Annotated in this window: 21 protein-coding genes; 10 read left to right on the top strand and 11 right to left on the bottom strand. The window is 72.3% G+C overall.

Annotated elements, in window-relative coordinates:
* The 5 genes from E0504_RS32475 to E0504_RS32490 form a co-directional block, all read right to left on the bottom strand.
* Nucleotides 1–188 (bottom strand): aldehyde dehydrogenase family protein (locus tag E0504_RS32475; RefSeq protein WP_131626490.1); only part of this gene is annotated, 188 nt, incomplete at its 3' end.
* Nucleotides 185–313, bottom strand: a complete 129-nt coding sequence (locus E0504_RS53605) for a hypothetical protein (protein ID WP_306769285.1) — start codon at nucleotides 311–313, stop codon at nucleotides 185–187. The genes E0504_RS53605 and E0504_RS32475, both read right to left, overlap by 4 nt.
* A 595-nt stretch (nucleotides 314–908) precedes the next feature.
* On the bottom strand, nucleotides 909–2315 hold the full coding sequence (proS, locus tag E0504_RS32480) for a proline--tRNA ligase (protein WP_112109259.1): 1407 nt from the start codon (nucleotides 2313–2315) through the stop codon (nucleotides 909–911).
* A 370-nt stretch (nucleotides 2316–2685) separates the two neighbouring features.
* Complete coding sequence (locus tag E0504_RS32485) at nucleotides 2686–2964, bottom strand: hypothetical protein (RefSeq protein ID WP_071065785.1); 279 nt, start codon at nucleotides 2962–2964, stop codon at nucleotides 2686–2688.
* A gap of 692 nt (nucleotides 2965–3656) precedes the next feature.
* Nucleotides 3657–4154 (bottom strand): TIGR00725 family protein, encoded by a 498-nt coding sequence (locus tag E0504_RS32490; protein ID WP_071065786.1) that lies wholly within the window; start codon nucleotides 4152–4154, stop codon nucleotides 3657–3659.
* 267 nt (nucleotides 4155–4421) lie between these two features.
* Between E0504_RS32490 and pstS the strand changes: the two genes are divergently transcribed.
* From pstS to E0504_RS32515, 5 genes are all read left to right on the top strand, one after another.
* Complete coding sequence (gene pstS, locus E0504_RS32495; protein ID WP_112108606.1) at nucleotides 4422–5528, top strand: phosphate ABC transporter substrate-binding protein PstS; 1107 nt, start codon at nucleotides 4422–4424, stop codon at nucleotides 5526–5528.
* 167 nt (nucleotides 5529–5695) lie between these two features.
* Entirely contained in the window at nucleotides 5696–6832 is a 1137-nt protein-coding gene (gene pstC / locus E0504_RS32500; protein ID WP_112108600.1) for a phosphate ABC transporter permease subunit PstC, read from the top strand.
* Nucleotides 6829–7896: a phosphate ABC transporter permease PstA gene (pstA, locus tag E0504_RS32505; RefSeq protein WP_112108601.1), complete on the top strand. Its 1068-nt coding sequence runs from the start codon at nucleotides 6829–6831 to the stop codon at nucleotides 7894–7896. The genes pstC and pstA overlap by 4 nt, the downstream gene beginning before the upstream one ends.
* A gap of 104 nt (nucleotides 7897–8000) precedes the next feature.
* Nucleotides 8001–8777, top strand: a complete 777-nt coding sequence (gene pstB, locus E0504_RS32510) for a phosphate ABC transporter ATP-binding protein PstB (protein WP_131626491.1) — start codon at nucleotides 8001–8003, stop codon at nucleotides 8775–8777.
* Nucleotides 8778–8788: 11 nt separating this feature from the next.
* Nucleotides 8789–9814, top strand: a complete 1026-nt coding sequence (locus E0504_RS32515; protein WP_131626492.1) for a response regulator transcription factor — start codon at nucleotides 8789–8791, stop codon at nucleotides 9812–9814.
* A gap of 106 nt (nucleotides 9815–9920) precedes the next feature.
* Here E0504_RS32515 and E0504_RS32520 read toward each other — a convergent pair whose 3' ends face one another.
* The 4 genes from E0504_RS32520 to E0504_RS32535 all read right to left on the bottom strand — a co-directional run bounded on the left by E0504_RS32520 (nucleotide 9921) and on the right by E0504_RS32535 (nucleotide 14731).
* A complete protein-coding gene (locus E0504_RS32520) occupies nucleotides 9921–10796 on the bottom strand; it encodes an A/G-specific adenine glycosylase (protein ID WP_235014762.1) in 876 nt (291 codons plus the stop codon).
* Nucleotides 10797–10892: 96 nt separating this feature from the next.
* Nucleotides 10893–11972 (bottom strand): DNA integrity scanning diadenylate cyclase DisA, encoded by a 1080-nt coding sequence (disA, locus tag E0504_RS32525; RefSeq protein WP_112108607.1) that lies wholly within the window; start codon nucleotides 11970–11972, stop codon nucleotides 10893–10895.
* A gap of 146 nt (nucleotides 11973–12118) precedes the next feature.
* Complete coding sequence (radA, locus tag E0504_RS32530; protein WP_200835460.1) at nucleotides 12119–13591, bottom strand: DNA repair protein RadA; 1473 nt, start codon at nucleotides 13589–13591, stop codon at nucleotides 12119–12121.
* Nucleotides 13592–13942: 351 nt separating this feature from the next.
* The gene (locus tag E0504_RS32535; protein ID WP_131626493.1) at nucleotides 13943–14731 is read right to left on the bottom strand and encodes a hypothetical protein; all 789 of its coding nucleotides are present in this window, start codon (nucleotides 14729–14731) and stop codon (nucleotides 13943–13945) included.
* A gap of 1107 nt (nucleotides 14732–15838) precedes the next feature.
* Between E0504_RS32535 and E0504_RS32540 the strand changes: the two genes are divergently transcribed.
* From E0504_RS32540 to E0504_RS32560, 5 genes are all read left to right on the top strand, one after another.
* Nucleotides 15839–16321 (top strand): CarD family transcriptional regulator, encoded by a 483-nt coding sequence (locus E0504_RS32540; protein WP_006545253.1) that lies wholly within the window; start codon nucleotides 15839–15841, stop codon nucleotides 16319–16321.
* Nucleotides 16322–16525: 204 nt separating this feature from the next.
* A complete protein-coding gene (gene ispD, locus E0504_RS32545) occupies nucleotides 16526–17215 on the top strand; it encodes a 2-C-methyl-D-erythritol 4-phosphate cytidylyltransferase (protein ID WP_112108112.1) in 690 nt (229 codons plus the stop codon).
* A complete protein-coding gene (ispF, locus tag E0504_RS32550; RefSeq protein ID WP_012157806.1) occupies nucleotides 17212–17694 on the top strand; it encodes a 2-C-methyl-D-erythritol 2,4-cyclodiphosphate synthase in 483 nt (160 codons plus the stop codon). Before ispD ends, ispF begins: the two co-directional genes overlap by 4 nt.
* A gap of 222 nt (nucleotides 17695–17916) precedes the next feature.
* Nucleotides 17917–18309 carry a PPOX class F420-dependent oxidoreductase gene (locus E0504_RS32555; protein WP_012157807.1) on the top strand — a complete coding sequence of 131 codons (393 nt, stop codon included), beginning with the start codon at nucleotides 17917–17919 and terminating at the stop codon, nucleotides 18307–18309.
* Between the two features lie 69 nt (nucleotides 18310–18378).
* Complete coding sequence (locus E0504_RS32560) at nucleotides 18379–19968, top strand: cysteine--tRNA ligase (protein WP_131626494.1); 1590 nt, start codon at nucleotides 18379–18381, stop codon at nucleotides 19966–19968.
* 229 nt (nucleotides 19969–20197) lie between these two features.
* Here E0504_RS32560 and E0504_RS32565 read toward each other — a convergent pair whose 3' ends face one another.
* Complete coding sequence (locus E0504_RS32565; RefSeq protein WP_112108110.1) at nucleotides 20198–21805, bottom strand: FHA domain-containing protein; 1608 nt, start codon at nucleotides 21803–21805, stop codon at nucleotides 20198–20200.
* A gap of 4 nt (nucleotides 21806–21809) precedes the next feature.
* Complete coding sequence (locus tag E0504_RS32570) at nucleotides 21810–23096, bottom strand: VWA domain-containing protein (RefSeq protein ID WP_071065799.1); 1287 nt, start codon at nucleotides 23094–23096, stop codon at nucleotides 21810–21812.
* Nucleotides 23097–23142 lie beyond the last annotated feature (46 nt).

Below are 23142 nucleotides of genomic sequence, written 5' to 3' on the forward strand. Positions count from 1 at the left end.
ACGCGGAACGCGACGTTGGTCGGCCAGTCGGTGGTGTCGAAGGCCTTGCGGGCGGCCTTGACCGCGGCGGTGGTCTCTTCGACCGTCGCGTCCGCGGCCTGGCCGATGACTTCGCCGGTCGTGGGGTTGATCGAGTCGACCGTCCGCTCGGTCTCGACAAGCTTTCCGTCGATCAGTAACCGCTTCACAGCCGCTCCTCGTTGATGTCGATCATCTTTGATGACTCGCTCGTCGTCACGGTGAGAGTTCCGAGGTGCACACCGGAACGCCGCCCGCCACGGGTTGTGCCCGCCGTTTCGCTCCCGGTTCGCATCTCGCCCTCTTTTCTCGGACGCGTGCCGGGGCGGGCGGGCCGAGCAGGCGGCCCGGTGGAGCCTGACACGTCTCGATCGCGTCCTGACCGCCACGTCCTATTTCGTGTCGTAATCCTACTTACGCCAAATTCGGAGTCAACCGTTTGACAGTGGAGTAGACCCGGCCCAGCCGGACCGGAGATCCATGGATCTCCACGCGGCCGTCCGCGGTCGCTCGGGAGGATCTCGGACATCGTCGGAGAGCGCTCGCGGGATCTTCACCGAGCGCCTGGCTTACCGCGTCCCGCAGGCGCATCTCACGGGCGTCCGCCGCACGTCAGCGGGCGTCCGACGGCGGGCGGAGCCGTCCGGAAATGGACTTCCATCGCTTTTCGATGTTTCCGTCCGCGGTGTCAAGAATGGCTACGCCAGTTACCGGGTCACCTAATCGCGGTTTCCACCGCTAAGGCACGTCGGGCCGGTGCGCCGGAAAAGCGGGAATGGCCCGTCGGCCCTCGTTCGGCCGGCCCTCGTTTGGCTGGCGCCAGCTGGGATCTGCGCCGGCTGGGATCTGCGCCGGCTGGTCCGGTGGCCACCGGACCAGCCGTGCCCGTGTCAGTAGGCGCGGGCCACGAGGCAGACGAGATCCTCGTCCCTGGTGTCCGCGGTCGGCAGGGCGCCGTCCGGCGTCTGCAGGCAGCGGACGGTCAGCGAGTCCTCGGCGAGCCGTGCCTCGCCGTCCTCACCCACCAGGTGCCAGGGCAGCCGGGCGAAGCCCGTCGCGGCGGCCTCGACCGCCTCGGCCAGCGAGGTGACGTCCGAGGTGCGTTCGTCGCGCAGCGCCAGGGCCTGCGCGTACAGGCTCGCCTGCACCTCGTCGAGCAGGACGGGGACGCGGCCGGCGGCCTCACCGAGCGGCACCGGGAACTTCTCGGCGGTGTCCCGGCGGGCCAGCGTGACGTTGCCGGCGGCCAGGTCGCGCGGCCCGACCTCGACCCGGACGGGGATGCCCTTGAGCTCGGCGTCGGTGACCCGGCGGCCGAACGACAGACCGGGGCGGGCGTCCAGCCTGGCCCGGACGCCGAGTGCGGTGAGCGCGTCGGTGATCTCGCGGGCCTTCGTGACCACGGCGTCGTCGTCGCGGACCGGGAGCACCACTACCTGGGTGGGCGCGAGCGCGGGCGGCACCCGCAGGCCGTTGTCGTCACCGTGAGCCATGATCAGGCCACCGATCATGCGGGTGGAGCTGCCCCAGGAGGTCGTCCACGCCAGGTGGCGGCCGCCGTCCGGCCCGAGGAAGTCGATGTCGAAGGCGCGGGCGAAGTTCTGGCCGAGCTCGTGGCTCGTCGCCATCTGCAGCGCCTTGCCGTCACCCATCATGCCTTCGCAGGTCATCGTGTTGATCGCGCCGGCGAAGCGCTCCTTGCGGGTCTTCGCCCCGACGAACACCGGCAGCGCGAGCACCGAGGTCATGAACTCCCGGTACACCTCGAGCGCGATCCGGCGGGCATAGGCCGCGGCGTCCGCGGCGTCCGCATGGGCGGTGTGCCCCTCCTGCCACAGGAACTCGCTGGTGCGCAGGAACAGCCGCGGGCGCAGCTCCCAGCGGACGACGTTCGCCCACTGGTTCAGCAGCAGCGGCAGATCCCGGTAGCTCTGCGTCCACTTGGCCATGTACTCGCCGATCACCGTCTCGCTGGTGGGACGGACGACGACCGGTTCGGCCAGCTCCTTGCCGCCACCGTGGGTGACGACGGCGAGCTCGGGGCTGAACCCCTCGACGTGCTCGGCCTCCCGGCGCAGGTAGCTCTCCGGGATGAACAACGGGAAGTAGGCGTTCACCGCGCCCGCGGCCTTGATCCGGGTGTCGACGTCGGCCTGCATCCGTTCCCACAGCGCGTAGCCGTAGGGCCGGATGACCATCGTGCCGCGCACGGGCCCGTTGTCGGCGAGCTCGGCCTTGTCGAGCACGTCCTGGTACCAACGCGGGAAGTCGGTGGAGCGGGGGGTGAGAACAGCCACGTCGTCCACGATATTGGTTCGGTACGACGGGCCGGCGGACACGGCCCGCCCAGGCGACCGCCACGGGCCCCGCGGACGCGTACGGGGCCCGGTTCCGGCCCCGGCTCCGAGACGGCCCGCCCCCCGAGACGGGCCGCACCGGCCCCGGCCCGCCCGGCCCCGGTGTGCGCGGCCGGGGCCGGGCGGGCGGGCGGGTGGGTCACCAGCGCGTCACCGGCCGATGGGAAGGGGGCACCCACCGCTCGCGGAATGCGGCGGGCCCCGGCCGGGACAGCGTGCCGGCGACACCTCTGCCGCGCTGTCCGCTGCCGAGCCGTCCGCTGGTGAGCCGTCCGTCCGCGGCCGGCCGGCGGACGGCTCGGCGGACGGCTCAGTGGTGCGCGACGGCGTCCTCGGGATCCGGGCGTGGGACCTCGCGGAAGATGAGGGAGAGGTCCACGTCACCGTGGTGGCTGACGAGGGCGGCGGCGGGCGGGACCAGGATCATGGCGCTGGTCAGGTCGGCCGCCGTCGCGCCGGGGGCGAGGACCAGCTCGTGCTCCACCAGTAACCCGTTCCGGACCGTGACGACTTCCGCCAGCGACGGCGGTGGACCTCCGGATACGGGTCTGGGTTCCGGCATGAGTTCACCGGTGTCGACGGTGTTCATCGTGCATGCTGCCTTCCTGTTGCTGGCGGTCCACCGACTTCGGTGTCGCGGGCGGGATCGGAGACAGGTGTGTTCAGCGCGCGTTGGTCCCGCCGGCGGGACCTGGTCCCGGCTGTGGGGCTGACCGGTGGAGCTGGGGGTTCCGTCGGACAGCCGGTGCCGGCCGGGCCTGTTCGGCGGGCGGAGCGCGGTCGGCGGCACCCGGTGCTTGCGGTGACCGGCGACCGAACTCGACATGAACGATCGGCGACGCGATGGCGACGGCTGGCAGCGCCGTCGCCGAGCTCGCGGGAGTTCCGGGTGGTTCCCTGGCGAGTCCGGGTGAGACCGGAGGGGCGTCGTCGTCGCCGTGACGTGCGTTCGGGTCGAGCCTGAACCACCTCCTGACTCTGCGGTTATGAGGCAATGCTGTCAGCTACCGCTTGTTTGCTTTATAGCAAACGGCCGGCTGGCCGGGAAGGCAAGGGACGATCTCCGGTCAGAGTTGGACGTCTGGTGACGCGGGACGAAAGTCCGGTTCGTATGCGTAATCAGAAGTCCGAAATGGTGCGTTCGCAGTGTCTTGTAAGCGGTGTGCGCGACCTTGTGTCTGGGGGTGGTCTCGTCGGCGGGCCGCCACGGGGACCTACGCCGGCCTGCCGACGAGACGTCACGCGAGAGACCACGCGACCCGCGGCGCGCGATAGGCCCGCTCAGGGCGCGGCGGCTTCGAGAACAGCCTGGACCCGCGCGAGCGCGTCCGTTACGCCGGTGGCCACCTGGACCGACGTCGGTTGATCGCGGTGCCTCGGGTCGCCCGCCGGCGGCGTCGGCGCCCAGCTTCGCAGGCTCACGACGGGGACGCCCGTCCGCAACGCCAGGGCGACCTCGGACAGCGTGCCCCAGCCGTGTCCGACGGCCACCACCGCGGCGGCGGAACGGACCACGAGCGCGTTCCGTGCCTCCCCGAGACCGGTGGGAACGACGACGTCGATCCACGGGTTGGCCGTGGCCGGATCGTTGCCTGGAAGCAGGCCCAGGGTCCGCCCGCCGGCTGCCCGGGCGCCCCGCGAGGCCGCGGCCATCACGCCGCCGAGGCCGCCGGTCACGACGGTCAGCCCCAGCCTCGCCAGGCCCGCGCCCAGGCGCTCGGCGTCGGTTTCCTGCTCCGGTGTCGCCTCGCCCGGACCGATGACGGCAACCTGTCGCATGCGCTCACGACTCCGTTCCACCGCCGGCCATGGTGCCTCTGTGTGTAGCGTGCAACTACTGAAGGTAGCTAAATGGGTCGTGTGTGGGTTGTCGACTCGTGTCGAAACCCATGGCCGGGATGTGTTCCTGTTTGAGTGCGGTTCATGTCCGTCGATGTTCACCCTTCGTTCACTCGGCATCGCTTCGATTCTCGCCGGCACCCCGATCCGGGGGGCGGGACCAGATCCGCGCCGCGAGGCGCGAACCAGATGGACGAAGGATTGCTAGTGAACCTAGGCAAGCGTCAGATCGTCGCGGGCCTCGCCGCCGCGGCGCTGCTCTCTCTGGCCGCGTGTGGCTCGGACGACAACACCGACACGGCGGACGGGACCGCGTCCACGGCCTCCGCCGGCGCGATCGACTGCGCCAAGGGGTCGATCACCGGGTCGGGGTCCTCCGCGCAGAAGAACGCGATGGACGAGTGGGTCTCGGCCTACCAGGACGCGTGTGACGGCGCCACCATCAACTACCAGAGCACCGGCTCGTCGACTGGACGCCAGCAGTTCATCGACAAGCAGATCACCTTCGCGGGTTCCGACTCCGCGCTGAAGGACGACCAGAAGACCGCGGCGGACGCCCGCTGCACCGGCGGTGCGGCCGTCGACATCCCGATGGTCGTCGGGCCCATCGCGCTCATCTACAACCTCGACGGCGTCGACACGCTGAACCTCAGCGCGTCGAACATCGCGAAGATCTTCTCTGGTGCGATCACCAAGTGGAACGACCCGGCGATCGTCGCCGACAACGACGGCGCGAGCCTGCCGGACGCTCCGATCCAGTCGGTCCACCGCTCGGACGGCTCGGGCACGACGGACAACTTCACCAAGTTCCTCAAGGGCGCCGCGGCGTCCGACTGGACCTTCGAGGGCGGCTCCGACTGGACCGCGCCGGGTGGCCAGGGCGCCAAGGGCAGTGACGGTGTGACCTCGACCGTCAAGTCCACCCCGAACGCGATCGGCTACGTCGAGCTCTCCTACGCGGAGAACGCCAGCCTGTCGACCGCGCTGATCGGCAACGCCGCTGACGAGTTCGTCGAGGTGAGCACCGACGCCGCCTCGATCGGCATCAGCTCCGCCAAGGTCGCCGAGGGTGACGACCTCAAGCTCACCTTCGACTACACCACGGCGACCAAGGGTGCCTACCCGATCTACCTGGCCACCTACGAGATCGCCTGCACCGCTGGCACTCCCGCCGACCAGGCTCCGCTCCTCAAGAGCTTCCTGACCTACATCGCGTCCGCGGACGGCCAGGCCGCGATCACGGAGCTCGGCTACGCCCCGCTGCCGGACGAGATCGCCACGAAGGTCCGCGCCGTCATCGCCAAGATCGCCTGACGGATAGAACTGGCTGACGGGCTGACCAGCATGTCCTTCCGCGGCCGGGGCACCGTCGCCCCGGCCGCGGAACCTGGTTTTCCGGGCGGTCGCCCCGGCTGCCGGTCGATCCGACCGGCAGCCGGGCCGGCCGCCCCCTGAGGGAGGAAGAGTCGAGGTAGGTACGGATGACGACTGAGCCGGGTAGCCCGGCCGACGCCGGGTCTCGGGGGACCGGTTCACCGACCACCCCGGAGGCGGCCACCGCACCAGCGGCGGAGGCCGCGCCGACGAGCACCACGTCGACGGACATCACAGCGGCGGGCGCGACACCGCCGGGCACAACGCCGCCGGAACTCGTGCCACCGGGCATCACACCGCCGGCGGACGCCAAGCCGAAGGTCGGCCTGGCCGACGTCGCGTTCAAGAACCTGACCAGGACGGCGGGCGTCAGCCTGCTCGTGCTCATCGCGCTGATCGCGATCTTCCTGGTGCTGCGGGCCACCGACGCCCTGAGCGCGAACACCGGGAACTTCCTCACCACGGAGGAATGGCGGGCCAACGCCGACCCGCCCGTCTTCGGTGTCGCCGCCCTCCTGTTCGGAACTCTGGTCTCCGCCGTGGGGGCGCTGGTCATCGCGGTTCCGGTCGCGGTCGGCATCGCGCTTTTCATCACGATTTACGCGCCTCGCCGGCTGGCCTCCGGGCTCGGTTTCATCGTCGACCTGCTCGCGGCCGTGCCGAGCGTCATCTACGGTCTCTGGGGCCTGATCGTCCTCGCTCCGCACTTCAACGGGACGCAGTCCTGGCTGGCCGACTACTTCGGCTGGATCCCGCTTTTCAACATCGATGACAGCACGGTCGGACGTTCGATGTTCCTGGCCAGCGTGGTGCTGGCAATCATGATTCTCCCGATCGTGGCGGCGATATCCCGGGAGGTCTTCTCCCAGGTGCCCATCACTCATCGTGAGGCTGCTCTCGCGCTCGGCGCCACCCGCTGGGAGATGATCCGGACGGCGGTCATTCCCTACGGCAAGCCGGGTGTGATCAGCGCTTCCATGCTGGGTCTCGGCCGGGCGATGGGCGAGACGATCGCGGTCGCCCTCGTCCTGCCGGCCTCCTTCAACATCTCCTGGAACATCCTCACTCCCGCCGGAAACACGATCGCCGCGAACGTGGCGAACGGCTTCGGTGAGGCAAACGACATCGGAAAGGGCGCTCTCATCGCGTCCGGTCTCGTTCTCTTCGTCGTCACGATGGTGGTCAACATGATTGCTCGAGCCGTCATCGCGCGGCGTGCCGAGTTCTCGGGACGCGCGGCATGAGCACCGCGACGACGACGGCGCCGACGGCTCCGGTCGGTGACGGTTCGCTGAACCTGCGCGGGCAGACGCTCGGTCGGCCGGTACTCGGTGCCATCGCTGCGGGAGCGGTCGTGCTGACCCTCCTGCTCTACCTGGTGACCTCCATCCACAGCCGGATCCAGTTCGTCCTCATCGCGCTGATCCTGTTCGGCATCGGGCAGACGATCGCGTCGGTCATGGTGGAGGGGTCACGGCGGGCGCGGGACCGGCTCGTCACCTCGGCCGTGTTCGGCTCGTTCCTCCTCGCGCTCATCCCGCTGCTGGCGATCATCATCAGTGTCGTGACGCGGGGCGCGGAGCGGCTGGACGGGAACTTCCTCACGCATTCGATGCGCAGCATCAATGCCCGGGAGGCCGGCGGCGGCGTCTACCACGCGATCATCGGGACCCTCGAGCAGGTCGGGCTGGCGAGCGTCATGGCGGTGCCGTTCGGGCTGCTGGTCGCCATCTACCTGGTCGAGTACGGAACCGGCCGGATCAGCCGCGTGATCAGCTTCTTCGTGGACGTCCTGACCGGCCTCCCGTCGATCATCGCCGGTCTGTTCGTGCTGGGCTTCTGGATTCTCGCGCTGGGGCAGAGCTTCTCCGGTTTCGCCGGTGCCCTCGCCCTGACGATCCTCATGATTCCGGTGGTCGTGCGCTCCGCCGAGGAGATGCTGAAACTCGTTCCCGACGAGCTGCGCGAGGCGAGCTATGCGCTCGGTGTCGCCCGGTGGCGGACGATTCTGAAGGTGGTGCTCCCGACCGCGCTGCCGGGAATCGTCACCGGCGTCATGCTGGCCGTCGCCCGGGTCGCCGGCGAGACGGCGCCGCTGCTGCTGACCGTCTTCGGCGCGAACTCGATCAACTTCAACCCGTTCTCCGGTGAACAGTCGGCCCTTCCGCTGTACATCTACTCACAGGCCGGACAGCCGCAGCAGGTCGCGATCGACAGAGCCTGGGCCGCGGCGCTCACGTTGATTATCATCATCATGCTGCTCAATCTGCTCGCTCGGCTCGTGGCGCGCCGGGCGACGATCAAGTAGCCCGTGGTGGCCGTCGTCGTCCGCCCAGGGCGCCAGTCGGCAGTCCGGGTACTGCCTTCTTCCACGAACCGACCGACCGCACAAACACCTGAGTCGAGGTAGCAATGGCCACCCGTATCGACATCTCCGGGCTGACCGCCTACTACGGGAAGTTCAAGGCCGTAGCCGACGTGAACCTGACGATCGAGCCCAAGACCGTGACGGCCTTCATCGGCCCGTCCGGCTGCGGGAAGTCGACCGTCCTGCGGACGCTCAACCGGATGCACGAGGTCCTCCCCGGAGCCAGGGTCGAGGGCAGGGTCCTGCTCGACGGGGAGGACCTGTACGGCCCCGGGGTCGACCCGGTGAACGTCCGCCGCAACGTCGGCATGGTCTTCCAGCGGCCCAACCCGTTCCCCACGATGTCGATCTACGAGAACGTCATCGCCGGGCTGAAGCTGAACGGCATCCGCAAGAAGGCACTGCTCGACGAGCGGGTCGAGGAGTCGCTGCGCGGCGCCAACCTGTGGGACGAGGTCAAGGACCGGCTCAACCGGCCCGGCGCCGGGCTGTCCGGAGGCCAGCAGCAGCGACTGTGCATCGCCCGCGCGATCGCCGTCGAGCCGCAGGTGCTGCTCATGGACGAGCCGTGCTCCGCGCTCGACCCGATCTCCACCCTCGCGATCGAGGACCTGATCCAGAAGCTCCGGTCCAGCTACACGATCGTCATCGTCACGCACAACATGCAGCAGGCGTCCCGCGTGAGCGAGACGACGGCCTTCTTCTCCCTGGAGAAGACCGGCGACCCGGGACGGCTGGTGGAATGCGACCGCACCTCGCAGATCTTCAGCAACCCGAAGGAGAAGCGCACCGAGGACTACGTCTCCGGGCGGTTCGGCTGAGATCTCCCGACGTGTGGCCGACGGCCAGCGGCGGGGGCGACGGTGCGGTCGCCTCCGCCGCGCCAGATCACGGGCAGCCCTCGCCCTCGCTGCTCATAGCCGACGACGAGGCGAACGACGAACTGCTACCGGCATTGCGCGGCCGGGGCGTGGAGGTCAGCGTCGTCACCGACGGCGCCCAGGCCCTCGTCGAGATCGGTCGGCTCGACCCGTCGGCCGTGCTGATCAGCGCACGGCTGCCGGTGGTGGACGGCGTCACCGTGATCCGCACGGTCCGCTCGGTGGCGGGCCGGGACACCACGCCCATCCTGTTCGCGGTCGGCCCCGGTGACCGGGAACAGGCCGCGGCGGCGCTCGAGGCCGGGGCGAGCGCCTGCGTGGGCAAGCCGTACCGCCTGCACGAGGTGCTGGCGATGGTCGGTGCCGTCGGCGGCCTGGCGGCCGTCACGGCCGGCCTGGACGGCTCGGGCGGTCTGAGCGGTTCAGGCACCCGGATGACGCCGGCCGCGGGCCGCGCCGGCTCGTCCGGAGGCCCGGAGGGCGCCGGCGGCTTCGGCGGGCTCCTCACCGCCGGCGGCACGGGCCGGCCAGGGTCGGCCGGCGTGTTGGCGGTCCCCGCGGCATCGAGCGTGCTGCGCTCCGGGCCGGTCGTCCTCGACGTCGACGCGCACGAGGTCACCGTGGACGGCCGCGCCGTCCACATGCCGCCACGGGAGTTCCGGCTGCTGCACCTGCTGCTCGGGCACGCCGGGCGGGTCGTCACCAGGGAGACCCTGCTCACCGAGGTCTGGGGCTCGGCCGACACCGACCCGAACACGCTGGCGGTGCACGTGCGCCGCCTGCGCCGCCGCCTCGGGGACTCCATCTCCGGCGCGGCCGACGGCGCCGCCGCGCAGCGACACGACTCCGCCGACGCTCCCGGCGTGTCGCGCCCGGTTGTGACTTCCCGTGGCCTCATCGACGTTCATCCGCCGCTCATCGAGAGCATCCGCGGGATCGGATATCGCTTTCGGGCTCCCGCTCCGCGCCCGACCTGATTTCGGGGCGGACCATTTCACGGCACTTCCGTGCCGCCGAAGTGCCGTGAAATGGTCCGCGGAATGCGAAAGAGGGCCGCGGCGTCCGGGCGGGAGGCCCGGGGCGTCAGTGTGGAAGGGCGTAGACGCCCGGCGCCGTCCGGCTGACCAGGCCGTCCGTGAGGAGCCCGGCGAGCGCCCGGTCGCGCTGGACGGGCTCGTCCCACACCGCGTCGAGGTCGGCCTGCTCGACCGGCCCGGTCGCCTCCCGGAGCACGGCCAGCAGACGGCCGCGCACCTGGCGGTCGGTCCCGGCGTAGCCCTGCGGGCGCCGGGCCGGGCCCTCGAAGGGCGGGCTGCCGGCCGCCAGCCACGCGCACCCGTCCCGGACGGGGCACGCGGCGCAGCGGGGCGCCCGGGCCACGCAGACCAGCGCGCCCAGCTCCATGAACGCCGCGCTCGCCCGCGCCGCGGTCTCCGGGTCCGCCGGCAGCAGGTCGGCGACCAGCGCGAGGTCGCGCCGGGAGACCGACGTCGGTCCCTCGGCGACCCCCTCGACAGCCCGGGCGACCAGGCGGCGGACGTTCACGTCGATCACGGCGTGGCGCTGCCGGAAGGCGAACGCCGCCACGGCCCTGGCCGTGTAGCTCCCGACACCGGGCAGTGCCAGCAGGTCGTCAAGCTCGTCCGGGACGGTGCCGCCGTGCCGTTCCAGCATCGCGGTGGCGGCCTGGTGCAGTCGCAGAGCCCGGCGGGGGTAGCCGAGGCGCCCCCACGCCCGCACGGCCTCACCGGAGGGCTCCGCGGCGAGGTCGGCCGGTGTCGGCCAGCGGCTGAGCCACTCCGCCCAGACCGGCAGGACCCGGTTGACCGGCGTCTGCTGCAACATGATCTCGCTGACGAGGACGCCCCACGGCGTCGTCTCGGGCCGCCGCCAGGGCAGGTCGCGGGCACAGACCGCGAACCACTCCAGCACCTCGTCAGCCATTCGCACGGATGTCATCGCGGGAATCGTCTCAAGCCCCGGCACACCGCCCACCGCCGGCCCTCAGCCCGCCCGCGGCCGCCTCCCGCCACCGCACCGCCTACCGCGGCGCTCTCAGACGTAGCGTTCGAGGATGCTCGACTCCGCGAGCCGGGAGAGCCCCTCACGGACCGCGCGGGCGCGGGTCTCACCGACGCCGTCAACCGCCTGGAGGTCGTCGACCCCGGCGGCGAGCAGCTTCTGCAGGGTGCTGAAGTGGTCGACGAGGCGGTCCACCACCATCCGCGGCAGGCGCGGGACCTTGGCCAGCATCCGGTAGCCACGCGGGCTGATCTGGCGGTCGAGGATGTCCGCCCCGCCGGAGAAGCCGATCACCCGGGCGATGACGGTCAGGTCGAGCAGGTCCGTCGGTGACATCGCGGACAGCTCGGCGAGCACCTGGGCGGCGTTGCCCGCCCGCGAGCCGACCGGCAGGTAGTCGCGCACGGTGAGCTCGCGCTCGGTCTCGACGCCGGCCATCAGCTCCTCGAGCTGCAGCGACAGCAGCCGGCCGTCCGTCCCGAGCTCGACGACGTAGCTCTCGATCTCGTCGGCGATCCGCCGGACCATCTCCAGCCGCTGGCTCACCGAGATCGCGTCACGGACGGTGACCAGATCCTCGATCTCCAGCGCCGAGAGGGTGCCGGCGACCTCGTCGAGGCGCAGCTTGTAGCGTTCGAGCGTGGCCAGCGCCTGGTTGGCGCGGGAGAGGATGGCCGCGGCGCCGTCGAGCACGTACCGCCGCCCCGCCACGTACAGAGCGATGATGTGCATCGACTGGCTGACCGAGATCACGGGGAAGCCGGTCTGCTTCGCGACCCGCTCCGCGGTGCGGTGCCGGGTGCCGGACTCCTCGGTCGGGACCGTCGGATCCGGGACGAGGTGCACGGCGGACCGCACGATCCGCGCGAGGTCGGAGGAGAGCACGATCGCGCCGTCCATCTTCGCCAGCTCGCGCAGGCGGGTGGCCGAGAACTCCACGTCGAGCTCGAATCCGCCGGTGCACAGGCCCTCGACGACCTTGTCGTGGCCGAGCACTATGAGCGCTCCGGTGTGCCCACGCAGGATGCGCTCGAGACCGTCACGGAACGGGGTACCGGGCGCGACCGCGGCGAGTGTCGCCCGGAAGATGTCATCCCCGGGTGGTCCTGCCATCAGGCTCCCTCGTTGTTCTTCGACGTCCTGTGCGTCGAACGCCCCCACCGTGTCGTGCCCGTCGCCGTAATGGTATCGGTAAGTCGCATGCGGATCAGTGTGGGCTCACAGCGGCCTCACCATATCCGGCAATCACCAAAGCAGGTTCATTCGTCGTACATGTGCGCAATGGCCGCGATAAGGTCCGGTACTTCCTGGACGGTCAACCCTTCCGGCGCCTCTCCGGACCCGGTCGGCACGAGCGCCCGGCGGAAGCCCAATCGGGCCGCCGCGGCGAGCCGCGTACGCACCGCGCCCACCGAACGCACCTCGCCCGCCAGGCCCACCTCGCCGATCGCCACCAGATCACCGGGCAGCGGCCGGTCGCGGGCGGCGCTCACCGTGGCCAGCGCCACCGCCAGATCCGCCGCCGGCTCGGCGAGCCGAACCCCGCCGACCGTCGCCGTGTAGACGTCCGCGCGGCCGAACCGGACCCGCGCCCGCCGCTCGACGACGGCGAGGATCATCGCCACCCGGGCGGCGTCCAGCCCCGACACCGCGCGGCGCGGCACCTGCGCCGACGCCTCCGCCACCAGTGCCTGCACCTCGGCGACCAGCGGACGCCGGCCCTCCACCGTCACCGTGACGCAGGTGCCGGGTACGGCCGCCGGCCCGGCGCCGCCGGACCGCGACAGGAACAGCCCGCTGGGATCGGCGACCTCGCGGATGCCCGAGTCGTGCATCTCGAAGCAGCCCACCTCGTCCGCCGGGCCGTAGCGGTTCTTGCCGGCCCGGAGGAGACGCAGCGTCGAGTGCCGTTCGCCCTCGAAGTGCACGACGACGTCCACCAGGTGCTCGAGCAGCCGCGGCCCGGCCACGGCGCCCTCCTTCGTCACGTGGCCGACCAGCACGGTCGCCAGGCCCAGCGCCTTGGCGGTGCGGATCAGGGCGCCGGTCACCTCGCGCACCTGCGTCACCCCGCCGGCCGACCCGTCGAAGCCGGAGGAGGAGATGGTCTGCACCGAATCGACGACCAGCAGGGCCGGCTGGACCTGCTCGACATGGGTGAGCACCGCGCCAAGATCGGTCTCGGCCGCCAGCCAGAGATCGGGATGCAGCGCGCCCGTCCGCCCGGCGCGCAGGCGGACCTGGGCGGCGGACTCCTCCCCGGTGATGATGAGCGAGCGCGACCCGGTGGCCGCGCTGCGGGCGGCGACCTCCAACAGCAGGGTCGACTTGCCCACACCCGGCTCCCCGGCGAGCAGGATCACCGCCCCGGGGACGATCCCGCCGCCGAGCACGCGATCAAGCTCACCGATGCCGGTGGGCCGCGAGCGGGCGGTCGTCACGTCGACCGCCGTGACCGGGGTGGCCGGCGCCGTCACCGGGGCCGCGGCCCCGATGCGACCGGTGCCACCCAGCCCACCCGAGAACCCGCCGGCCCGGCGGGGGGCGGGTGCCTGCGCCTCGAGGGTGCCCCAGGCCTGGCAACGCGGGCACCGGCCGGCCCACCGAACGGCCTCGGCCTCGCAGGCCGAGCACCGGAAACCACCCGCGGGGTTGCGGGAACCCGCGCCCGCCCGCGAGGAGGCACGCCCTGCGCCCGCACCGGACCGCGCCGCGGGACCTGTAGACGACATGGCGGCCACCGTAGCCGGTAGGTCCGACAATCAGGGCGAGCTCCCACCTCCAGCAGGGCGGGCTCCCACCTCCGGGCACTACTGAGGAGCCCCTCAGGGCACCGGCGAGGAGCTGCTCGGCACCAGAGCGCGGGCCTGATCCCCGAAGCCGGGCCCAGCGGCTGAACCGCGGCCTGGCGGCCGAAACGGGACCTGCTCACAGAAATGTGGCGGGTCAGTAAGTCCATGGACTTACTGACCCGCCACACTTCGTACAGATCAAGGGAAGACGGCGGGCGGACGGTCGTCGGGGCCCGGCAGCCTGCCTGGCCCCGACCTGGCGACCTGCCCCGGCCGCCGGCCGCGGGTGGGTCAGGCCGTCGGGGCGGTGGGGGCGCCAGCGGGGGCGGGGCTCTCCGCGGGGGCGCCGGGCTCGGTCGTCGTGCCGCCGACCGCCGGTGCGCCGCTTTCGGCTGGCGCGCCGCTGGACGGCGTGGCGGTGCCGGACGGGGACGCCGAGGTCTCCGCGGGCGCCGTCGGGGCCACCGGGCCACCGGAGGCCCCGGGGGCCGGGGCCTCGACCGGCACGTCGAGGGTGACGCTGCCCGCCTTCGCGAATGTGAAGGTGACGGGCACCTCGTCGCCGATGGCCAGCGTCTCGTTCAGGCCGGTCAGCGTGGGCGCCGAGCCGTTCGCGATGTAGATGTTGCCCGCACCGGGACGGATGATCGAGGGCTTGGGCGCCGTGCCACTACTGGCGGCGGGGGAGGAAATCCCGATCAGGCTGTCCTCCTCCGCTCCACCGTTGAACACGGCGGAGATGACCTGCGCCGACCCGCCCTCGTTCGCCGGGCCCGCGACGTAGACATTTCGCAGGGTGACCGACCCAACGGCTCCGCTCACCGAGTTGGTCGTGGTGCGGGCGGAGTTGGTGAGGGCGTCGGTGCCGGACGCGCATCCGCTCAGCGCGGCCGCGGCGACGGCGGCCGCGGCGACGGATGTCGCCAGGGCGGCCCGCGCGCGGACCCGGCCGCGGCGGGCGGTTCTCGGGCCGCCGCCGACTTCCGGGGCGTGGCCCGGACCACCGGTTTCGGCGGCTTCGACGTGCGGCGTCCCATGGATGGTGGACGTCGCGGAACGAGCACCCAGACGGCGGCTCACGGCTCGGTGGCTCCTCCTGCGCAGGGACCGGCGCGCCTGGCGCGTCGGTGCCGATCGGTCGTGACCGGTCAGGTGGCCGTTGCGGGGGCCCGCAGCGGCCGGCGCGCACCGGTGCGGGCCGTCGCGACGTTCCAGTCGGTGGATCGCCGCGTGGCGCACCGGGAGCGCACCCGGTCACCCGCGTCCCAGGTCGGAGCCGCGGGTGCGGGGCTAAGACTAGCCATCCGCGCCCGCTATGTGCGGCCTAGCGTGTTGGGCTCGACATCTCGGACCGATCGGACGGCTGACAACAGATCCGAACGGCCCATGCGAACCCGCCCGCAGGTCGGACCCGTTCGCCGCGGCGCGGGTGTGGGCGGGAGAGCCGTGGCCTCGGGGGGCGGGTCCAGGCGGGTTCAGCTGTCTGACCAGGTCGGCGGGTGGAGCTGGCGGAAGGGAGCCGGCCTGGGGCGGGTGAGCGACCGCGAGCATGGCGTTTCCCCGTCGTCTCGCGCAACCGGATGTCATCTGCGTGATCGGATGTCCGGAGAATCCGCTTCGTCATGACTCGGGCCAGTTGCGCGCACCGAACAGGGGGGCCTGGAAGGGCCCGGCACCCTCGGGGCGGGCCGACCGGATTCCACAGGTCCGGGGGAGAAAGGCCGCAGGGCCCTGGGAGACAGGGTCTTCGGTCCCCGCGGCGGCCGCCCCGTCTTCGGTCGCACGGCGAGTGCGAGCGGGCGGGCGGACGGGGGCGGGAGGCGGCCCGCCGAGCCGGCGCGACACGCCCGGTGCGGACGGCGGCTCCGGGGGACCTTCGGCGGGTCGATGTGGGGCCAGCGGGGTAGGGACGGTAGTGTCGCGACGCTCTTGATGCCAACAACCGGACAACTTCCGCCGCAACGCCATCTGTTTCGCCAGACCGGACACGTCGCCCGTTGATAGCCCCCGACCTGCGCCGATCCGGTCGGGCTCGGCGCCAGGTCTGTCGCGTGCCGTACCTGCCGGCCTCGGAGGGTGGCCGGAACACGACGGCTGCCCCCTTCCCGTGGCAGGCCAGCAGCGCGCGTCTGACCTGCGGCGATGCGTGCGTGTTACGCTGGTAGAGGCGGAAGGGGCACGTGACACATGGCGTTCCAAGTCGGCGAGACCGTTGTTTACCCGCATCATGGTGCTGCTCTGATTGATGCGATTGAAACGCGCGTCATCAAGGGTGAAGAGAAACTTTATCTCGTGCTGAAGGTCGCCCAGGGCGACCTCACTGTCCGCGTTCCAGCCGACAACGTCGGCATGGTCGGGGTGCGTGACGTCGTCGGTCAGGACGGCCTGGAGCGTGTGTTCGAGGTGCTACGCGCCCCGCACACGGAGGAGCCGACCAACTGGTCCCGGCGGTACAAGGCCAATCTCGAGAAGCTCGCCTCGGGTGACGTGAACAAGGTCGCCGAGGTGGTTCGTGATCTCTGGCGGCGTGATCGTGAACGCGGTCTTTCCGCGGGTGAGAAGCGCATGCTCAGCAAGGCGCGGCAGATTCTCGTCAGCGAGCTCGCGCTCGCCGAGGGAACCAATGAGGACAAGGCTGAAGCCATGCTCGACGAGGTTCTCGCCGGCTGATACCGGCAGGCTCGAACATGCGCGGTCGGCAACACCGGGGCGGCATTGTGCGCGCCGTCCGACGTCAGCGGAAGGCTTGATGTTTCCGACCGAATCGTGGTTGCGGCGGATTTTCATCCCCGTGGGAGTGCCCCCGGAAGGGGGCCTCTCACCCGTCCGGATCTCCCGGGCGGTCAGGCGCGTTCGCCGCGGAGGCCGGAGTTGGTGAGCACCCGGGTCGGGGCCCTCGTCCCGGCGGCGGGCCGAGGCGAGCGTCTCGGCGGTGGCACGCCCAAGGCACTGCGGCCGCTCGGGGGCCGTCCGATGCTTTTGCATGCGGTGGAGACGCTCCTGTCGTCCACGCTCGTCTCTCAGGTCGTCGTAGCGGCACCGCCGACTCTCGTCGAGGTGGTGGGCCAGATCCTGGGCCCACGGGTGCTCGTCGTCCCCGGCGGGGCTGAGCGGGTGGACTCGGTCCGCGCCGCGCTCGAGGCGTTGGACGACGACATCGGCGTGGTCCTCGTGCATGACGCGGCGCGGCCGCTCACGCCCGCCAAGCTGGTGGACGCCGTCGCGACCACGGTGCTCGACGGCCATCCCGCTGTCATCCCCGTGTTGCCCGTGACGGACACCGTCAAGGAGGTGGACGCCGACGGCCGGGTGGTGCGGACCCCACCCCGGGACGTCCTGCGCGCGGTGCAGACCCCACAGGGCTTCCGGCGGGACATCCTGCACACGGCCTACGCGAACCGGGACCTCCCGGTCACCGACGACGCCGGTCTGGTGGAAGCTCTGGGGGTGCCGGTGACGACGATCCCCGGCGCTGAGGAGGCGTTCAAGGTGACCCGACCAGCTGACCTGGTCCTCGCGGAGGCCCTGCTGGCCCAGTTCGCACCCGGCGACGGGCAGCGGTGACCGAACCGTCGCTGCCCCGGGTGGGCACAGGTGTCGACGTCCATCCCTTCGAGCAGGGGCGGGAGTGCTGGGTCGCCTGCCTGCTGTGGCCCGGGGAGACGGGGCTCGCCGGGCATTCCGACGGTGACGTCGCCTCGCACGCCGCGTGCGACGCGCTGCTCACCGCGTCCGGCATCGGCGATCTCGGTGCCGTGTTCGGTACCGGTCGCCCCGAGTGGTCCGGCGCGTCCGGCGCGGCGCTGCTCGGCGAGACCGCGCGCCTGCTCGCCGAGGGCGGCTGGCTGATCGGGAACGTCGCCGTCCAGGTGGTGGGCAACCGCCCGCGGATGGCCGCGCGCCGGGTCGAGGCGCAGGAGGCGATGTCGGCGGCGCTGGGCGCCCCGGTGAACCTCTCGGCGACGACGACGGACGGGCTGGGCCTCACCGGCCGCGGCGAGGGCCTGGCCGCCATCGCGACGGCTCTGGTCACCCGCGTCTGACGTTCCCGGCCCGGCCCCCGGCGCCCGACTACCCCGTGCCCGGCGGGATCCGTCTGACCGGACGCACGTGACAGTGCCTGTGGCTGTCAGTGGCCCGCGGTCGTCCGAAATGGTCGTGGGCCAAGTCGTGGCCAAAGGGATATGCCTGACTGGCATCGGCGTAGGTTGGATCCCGGGTGGAGTGAGAGGGTGTGCCCGGTGAGTGACTCCCGGAGGAGTGTGATGGCGGCGCGGCTTCCCGAGTCGGTCAGGGCGCTCGCGGATGCTCCGACATACGTGACGCTGGCGACGATCCGTCCCGACGGCTCGCCTCGCCTGACCGTGCTGTGGATCGCCCGGGACGGCGATGAGCTGCTCCTGTCGACCGTGCGCGGGCGCGCGAAGGAGCGTGACATCGCGCGTGACCAGCGGGTCGGGCTGATGTTCCTCGATCAGCGGGACCCGTACAGCTACGTGGAGGTCCGCGGGCTGGCCACGCTCTCCGAGGAGGGCGGCAAGGAGCTCATCGATCAGCTCGCCACCAAGTACACCGGGTCCCCATACCAGTGGGACGGTCCGGATGAGGTCCGGCTGGTGATCCGGGTGGTCGCGGAGCGCGTTCTCACCACCGGCTGAGCCCGCCGCGACCGACCCGGGGGACCTCCCTTTGGCGCCGCCGCCGCGGCGGGGCCGTACCCTTGACAGATGGGTCTTCACCTCTATGACACGCGCACCCGGCGCGTGCGGCCGTTTGTGCCGCAGCGCCCCGGTCATGTGGGCGTGTACGTGTGTGGGCCCACCGTCCAGTCTCCGCCGCATGTGGGCCACATCCGTACCGCCCTCGCGTTCGACCTGCTGCGGCGCTGGCTGACGCAGAGCGGCCTGTCGGTGACGTTCGTCCAGAACGTCACCGACATCGACGACAAGATCATCGTCAACGCCGAGCGGGCGGGGACGAGCGTGTGGGAGCTCGCCACCCGGCAGACCCGGGCGTTCGAGGATGCCTACCGGGCCGTCGGGATCCTGCCCCCGACGATCTCCCCACGAGCCACCGGGCACATCCCCGAGATGCTCGAGATGATCGCCGTCCTGGTCGAGCGTGGGTTCGCCTATCCCGGCGCGGGCTCGGTGTGGTTTCGCGTCGGCGCGTTCGCTGATTACGGCGCGCTCTCCCACCAGCGGCCCGCCGCGATGCACCCGTCCCCGGAGTCCGAGCCGGGCAAGGCCGACCCCAGGGACTTCGCCCTGTGGAAGGCCGTGAAGCCCGGTGAGCCGTCCTGGTCCTCTCCCTGGGGCCCCGGCCGGCCGGGCTGGCACCTCGAGTGCTCCGCGATGGCGGGCAAGTACCTCGGCGATCTGTTCGACATCCACGGCGGCGGGCTCGACCTGGTGTTCCCGCATCACGAGAACGAGCGGGCGCAGTCCGTGTGTGCGGCGGAGCTCGCGGTCGCGGAAGCCGCGACCGCGACCGCGACCGCGAGCGCGGCGTCCCGAGGTGCCGTTTCCGGCGGCGCCGTGCCGGCTGGCGCCCGCGCGGCGGGTGCGGGCGTGGCTGGTAGGGGTGCCGGTGCGGGAGTGGCCGGTGCCGGCGTGGCGGGCGAGATGGCGCGCTACTGGATGCACGTGGGCCTGCTCACCACCGGCGGCACCAAGATGTCGAAGTCGCTGGGGAACTCGTTCTTCGTGACCGACGCGCTGGCCGCGGTACGCCCCCAGGTGCTGCGCTACCACCTGCTCTCCGCGCACTACCGCTCCTCGCTGGAGTACAGCGAGCAGACCCTGGACGAGTCCGCGGCGGCGCACGACCGGATCGAGACGTTCGTCCGCAACGCCCTGGACATCCTGGGCGGGCCGGCGGAGGCCGCGGCGCTTGCCGCCGAGGCCGATCGCGTGGCGGGCACCGAGGCTGCGGACGCGGACGGGGCCTGGGCCGAGTTCGCCGCGGCGCTGGACGACGACCTCGGTGTCGGCCGCGCGCTGGCCGCCCTGTTCGGCGTGGTCGGCCGGGGCAACCAGGTGCTGTCGAAGACCCACAGCCGCGAGCTGGCCGGCTGGGTGGACGTCGCCCGCCGGATGCTGACCGTCCTCGGGCTCGACCCGGTCGAGCAGTGGCCGACGGCGGGCGCCGAGCTGCGCCCCGCGCTCGACGGCGTCATGGACGTCCTGCTGGACCTGCGCTCGGCGGCCAGGGCCCGGCGGGACTACAGCGAGGCCGACTCCATCCGCTCCCGGCTCGCGGCGGCCGGTGTGGTCATCGAGGACACGCCCGAAGGGCAGCGCTGGCACCTCACGTAGGCGACGGGCCGCCGGCCCGCCTGGGGCGAGATCCGGGCCGGCCGGCCATCCGCGTGGCCCGTCGTCGAGGCGAGTCGCCTGAGCCAGTCCATGTGCTGCTGGCGCACCACGCTTCAGCGCGGTAGCCCGGCGGAGGCCCCGACGAGGAGCCAGCGAGGGTCCCGCGAGAAGCCGGTGGGGCTGGCGGGGCCGCCCGGTGTCCAAGCCGGGCGGCCCCGCCAGGTGGGGCTTACTGCGCGCGGACGGTGATCCTCGTCCAGGCACCCACGTAGACGCGGTCGCCGTCGCGCAGGGGGATCGGACGGCCGGGCTCGATCGGGTCCGGCTCGTCGTTGAGGCGGGTTCCGTTCGTCGAGCCGGGGTCACGCACGGCGTACGTGCCGTCGGGCATCCGCTCCAGGGTCGCGTGCGCCCGGGAGATGCCCGGGTCCTCCGGTGCTCCCGAGAGGTCGATCTCGGGGTGGATGCCGCGCGACTCGCTGCGCCGGCCGATCAGCATCTGCGACTCGGTCAGGACGAAGACGCGGCGCGGGTAGAACGCGGGGAACGGCACGCGGTGGTCGTCACCGCTGTCGTAGTACTCGCGTTCCGCCTCGATGACGGCCTCCCACGTGCCACCGGGACCGGCCTCGTCCCACTCGCGGCCACGGGAGCCGGTTCGCGGGTCGCCGCCCATCCGGGGATCGGCCGCGCGCGGGTCGCCGAGCCGGGGATCGTCGAGCCTCGGGTCGGCGCGGCGCGGGTCGGCCATCCGCGGGTCGGTGGAGTGGCGGGCCTCGGCGCCGCGCCGTGACCCGGTCTGCCGGGAGGTCACGCCCGCGTCGTCGACGGGCACCGCGCCCGCCGGAGCGGGCAGCTGGCCGGTGCTGAAGTCGAGCCCGCAGGTCTCGCAGAACCGCGCGGACGGCTCGTTCAGCGAGCGGCAGTTCGGGCAGGGGGCGGGGGCGTAGCGGTCGCGGGTGCCGGCCGGGGCCGGTACCGGGGTCGCGCCGGCGGCCGACACGCCGAGCGGGTCCGCACCGTAGCCGCCGCCGTTCGGGCCGTAGCCGTCGTCACGGTAGCCGCGCCGGTCGTCGGCCTCGGGCGCCGGCCGGCCCGGCTCGCCGGGGCCGTAGCCGCCCCGCCCGTCGGGCGCGCCGTACCCGCCGCGGTCGTCGCGGGCGCGAGGGTAGCCGGCGGGATCCGGCTCGCCGCGCCCGCCGCCGAAGCCGCCGGCACCGCCGCGGTCGTCCCGCCCGTACCCGGGCGGGGTGCGGTCGTCGCGGCCGCCGAAGCCGCCGGCACCGCCGCGGTCGTCGCGCTCACGGCCATAGGGGTCGAGCCCATCCCGCGGCCGTTCGCCGCGGCCGTCGGGCCGGGCCCGCTCGTCAGGCCGGGCCCGCTCGTCAGGCCGGGCCCGTTCGTCGGCGGGGCGCCCGTACCCGTCGCGGTTGTACGGGTCCGCCGCCGGGTACGACCGTCCGGAGCGCGGCTCCTCGGCGTATCCCTCGCGGCCGTAGCCCCCGTAGGGGTCGCCGCCGCGGCCGGCGCCACGCGGCGGATCCGCCACGCCTGGCGCGTCGGCCGGGGCGCGCCGGATGCCGAGCGGGTCATAGCCTCCCGGCGCTCCGGCGGGGCCCGAAGGCCCCGGGGGCACCGAGGGGTCCCGTTCCGGCGTCCGACGCCCGTACGGGTCTGCCGGACGCCCCGTCGGCGCGCCCGCGCTGTACGCGGCGCCGCGCCCGGCGTCGTCCTGACGGTAGCCGTATCGCTCCTGACCACCCACGATCCGCAGCCCGCACTGATCGCAGTAGTCGGGATCGTGCGACAGGTGCCCCTCCGGGCAGCGTGCGCTCACCTGATCACCTGTTCACCCGGACAGTCCTGGTTGACCTCGAGTCGAGGACCATCTCGTCCATCTTCTCGACGTTTTTCTTCAGACGAACCGTACCCGTTGTGGGATCGTCGATGTGAACCACCTTCTGTAGGAGGCGGTAGGTTGCTTCGTTGCCCGACGCGAGCGCGATCTGTACTCCCCGCCCAAGCCTCAGTGTGGCAGTGACGTCGTCTCCCTGTTGACGGGCCTCCAGCCCGTCCGCCAGGACCCTGGCCAGCTCGGCCTGACCGGTGTAATGCGCAACCTCCGTGTTGACCCGGGTGGCCAGTGCCGTGTCATCCGTCCACAGTGCGCGTACCAGCGCGGATGACGTCGGCTGGTGGTCGACGACGAGGCTTACGCGGGCCGCCAGGACCTCGGTGCCGACCTCGCGGGCCGGTAGGCGGACACACAGGTGGTAATCCCGGGACTCGATCCCCCAGGCCCCGGTCTGGTAGTCCGTGCAGTGGTCGTCGACGGCCCGGCCGGAGCCGGTGAGGTCCCGCAGGTCCGGGGTGACCTCGCGCAGGAAGTCCAGCGAGGCACCGGTGGGCGTCCACAGCCGCAGCGAGACCCGGTCGGTGGCCCGGTCGAGGGCGGTGGCCACGATCCGCTCGAACTCGGCCGCGAGGCCGGCGGGCTCGGGGACGGCGTCCACCGTCCCCAGCAGGCCGGTGGCGATCGCCCGCAGCTCCTCCACCCGCCAGTCGGTGCCCACCCCTCGGCAGTCGCACTGGAACCGGCCCTGGCAGGCGTCGACGGCGCCGAGCAGCTCGGATTCCATCTCGCCGTTCTGCCCGTCGGTGAGCAGCAGCGCGTGGCCGATGGCGTCGGGCCGGGTCGCCAGCAGGTCGTTCGCCAGCCGCAGCCAGCGGCCCATGGCGGTGCCTCCGTGCGGCTCGAGCGCGTCCACCGCGTGGCAGGCCGCCGCCCGCGTCGCCGCGGACGCCGGAACCAGCTCGGGCGAGCGCGGGTACGCCATCGCGGCGGAGCCGGTGCCGCGCACCACCGCGAACCACGCCCCGTCGGGCAGGCTGTCGAGCGCCGCCCGGACGGCGCGGCGGGCCTGGGTGACCTTCGCGGGCGGGTTCGCCATCGAGCCGGAGCAGTCGAGCAGGATGACCATGGCCTGCTCCGGACGCCCGGTCGGCCGGCCCGCGATCGGGGGGGCGGCCGGGGCGCCCGTCGAGGTCACCGTGATCACCGCGTGTACCTGGGTCCCACCGACCGGCAGGAACTCGTTCTGGTACACCTTCGCCGTGAACGCGCTCATCCGCCCGCCGCGGCCCGGGCGCGGCAGCGCCGCCGGGAGCCGGAGC

The organism is Parafrankia sp. BMG5.11, assembly GCF_004337455.1.

What these genes read in the sequence shown, in the direction of transcription:
- E0504_RS53605 (WP_306769285.1), bottom strand. Translation starts at nt 313, where the DNA reads ATGCGAACCGGGAGCGAAACGGCGGGCACAACCCGTGGCGGGCGGCGT.
- E0504_RS32485 (WP_071065785.1), bottom strand. Translation starts at nt 2,964, where the DNA reads ATGAACACCGTCGACACCGGTGAACTCATGCCGGAACCCAGACCCGTA.
- E0504_RS32490 (WP_071065786.1), bottom strand. Translation starts at nt 4,154, where the DNA reads ATGCGACAGGTTGCCGTCATCGGTCCGGGCGAGGCGACACCGGAGCAG.
- pstC (WP_112108600.1), top strand. Translation starts at nt 5,696, where the DNA reads ATGACGACTGAGCCGGGTAGCCCGGCCGACGCCGGGTCTCGGGGGACC.
- pstA (WP_112108601.1), top strand. Translation starts at nt 6,829, where the DNA reads ATGAGCACCGCGACGACGACGGCGCCGACGGCTCCGGTCGGTGACGGT.
- pstB (WP_131626491.1), top strand. Translation starts at nt 8,001, where the DNA reads ATGGCCACCCGTATCGACATCTCCGGGCTGACCGCCTACTACGGGAAG.
- E0504_RS32520 (WP_235014762.1), bottom strand. Translation starts at nt 10,796, where the DNA reads ATGACATCCGTGCGAATGGCTGACGAGGTGCTGGAGTGGTTCGCGGTC.
- disA (WP_112108607.1), bottom strand. Translation starts at nt 11,972, where the DNA reads ATGGCAGGACCACCCGGGGATGACATCTTCCGGGCGACACTCGCCGCG.
- radA (WP_200835460.1), bottom strand. Translation starts at nt 13,591, where the DNA reads ATGTCGTCTACAGGTCCCGCGGCGCGGTCCGGTGCGGGCGCAGGGCGT.
- E0504_RS32540 (WP_006545253.1), top strand. Translation starts at nt 15,839, where the DNA reads ATGGCGTTCCAAGTCGGCGAGACCGTTGTTTACCCGCATCATGGTGCT.
- E0504_RS32555 (WP_012157807.1), top strand. Translation starts at nt 17,917, where the DNA reads ATGGCGGCGCGGCTTCCCGAGTCGGTCAGGGCGCTCGCGGATGCTCCG.
- E0504_RS32560 (WP_131626494.1), top strand. Translation starts at nt 18,379, where the DNA reads ATGGGTCTTCACCTCTATGACACGCGCACCCGGCGCGTGCGGCCGTTT.
- E0504_RS32570 (WP_071065799.1), bottom strand. Translation starts at nt 23,096, where the DNA reads ATGAGCGCGTTCACGGCGAAGGTGTACCAGAACGAGTTCCTGCCGGTC.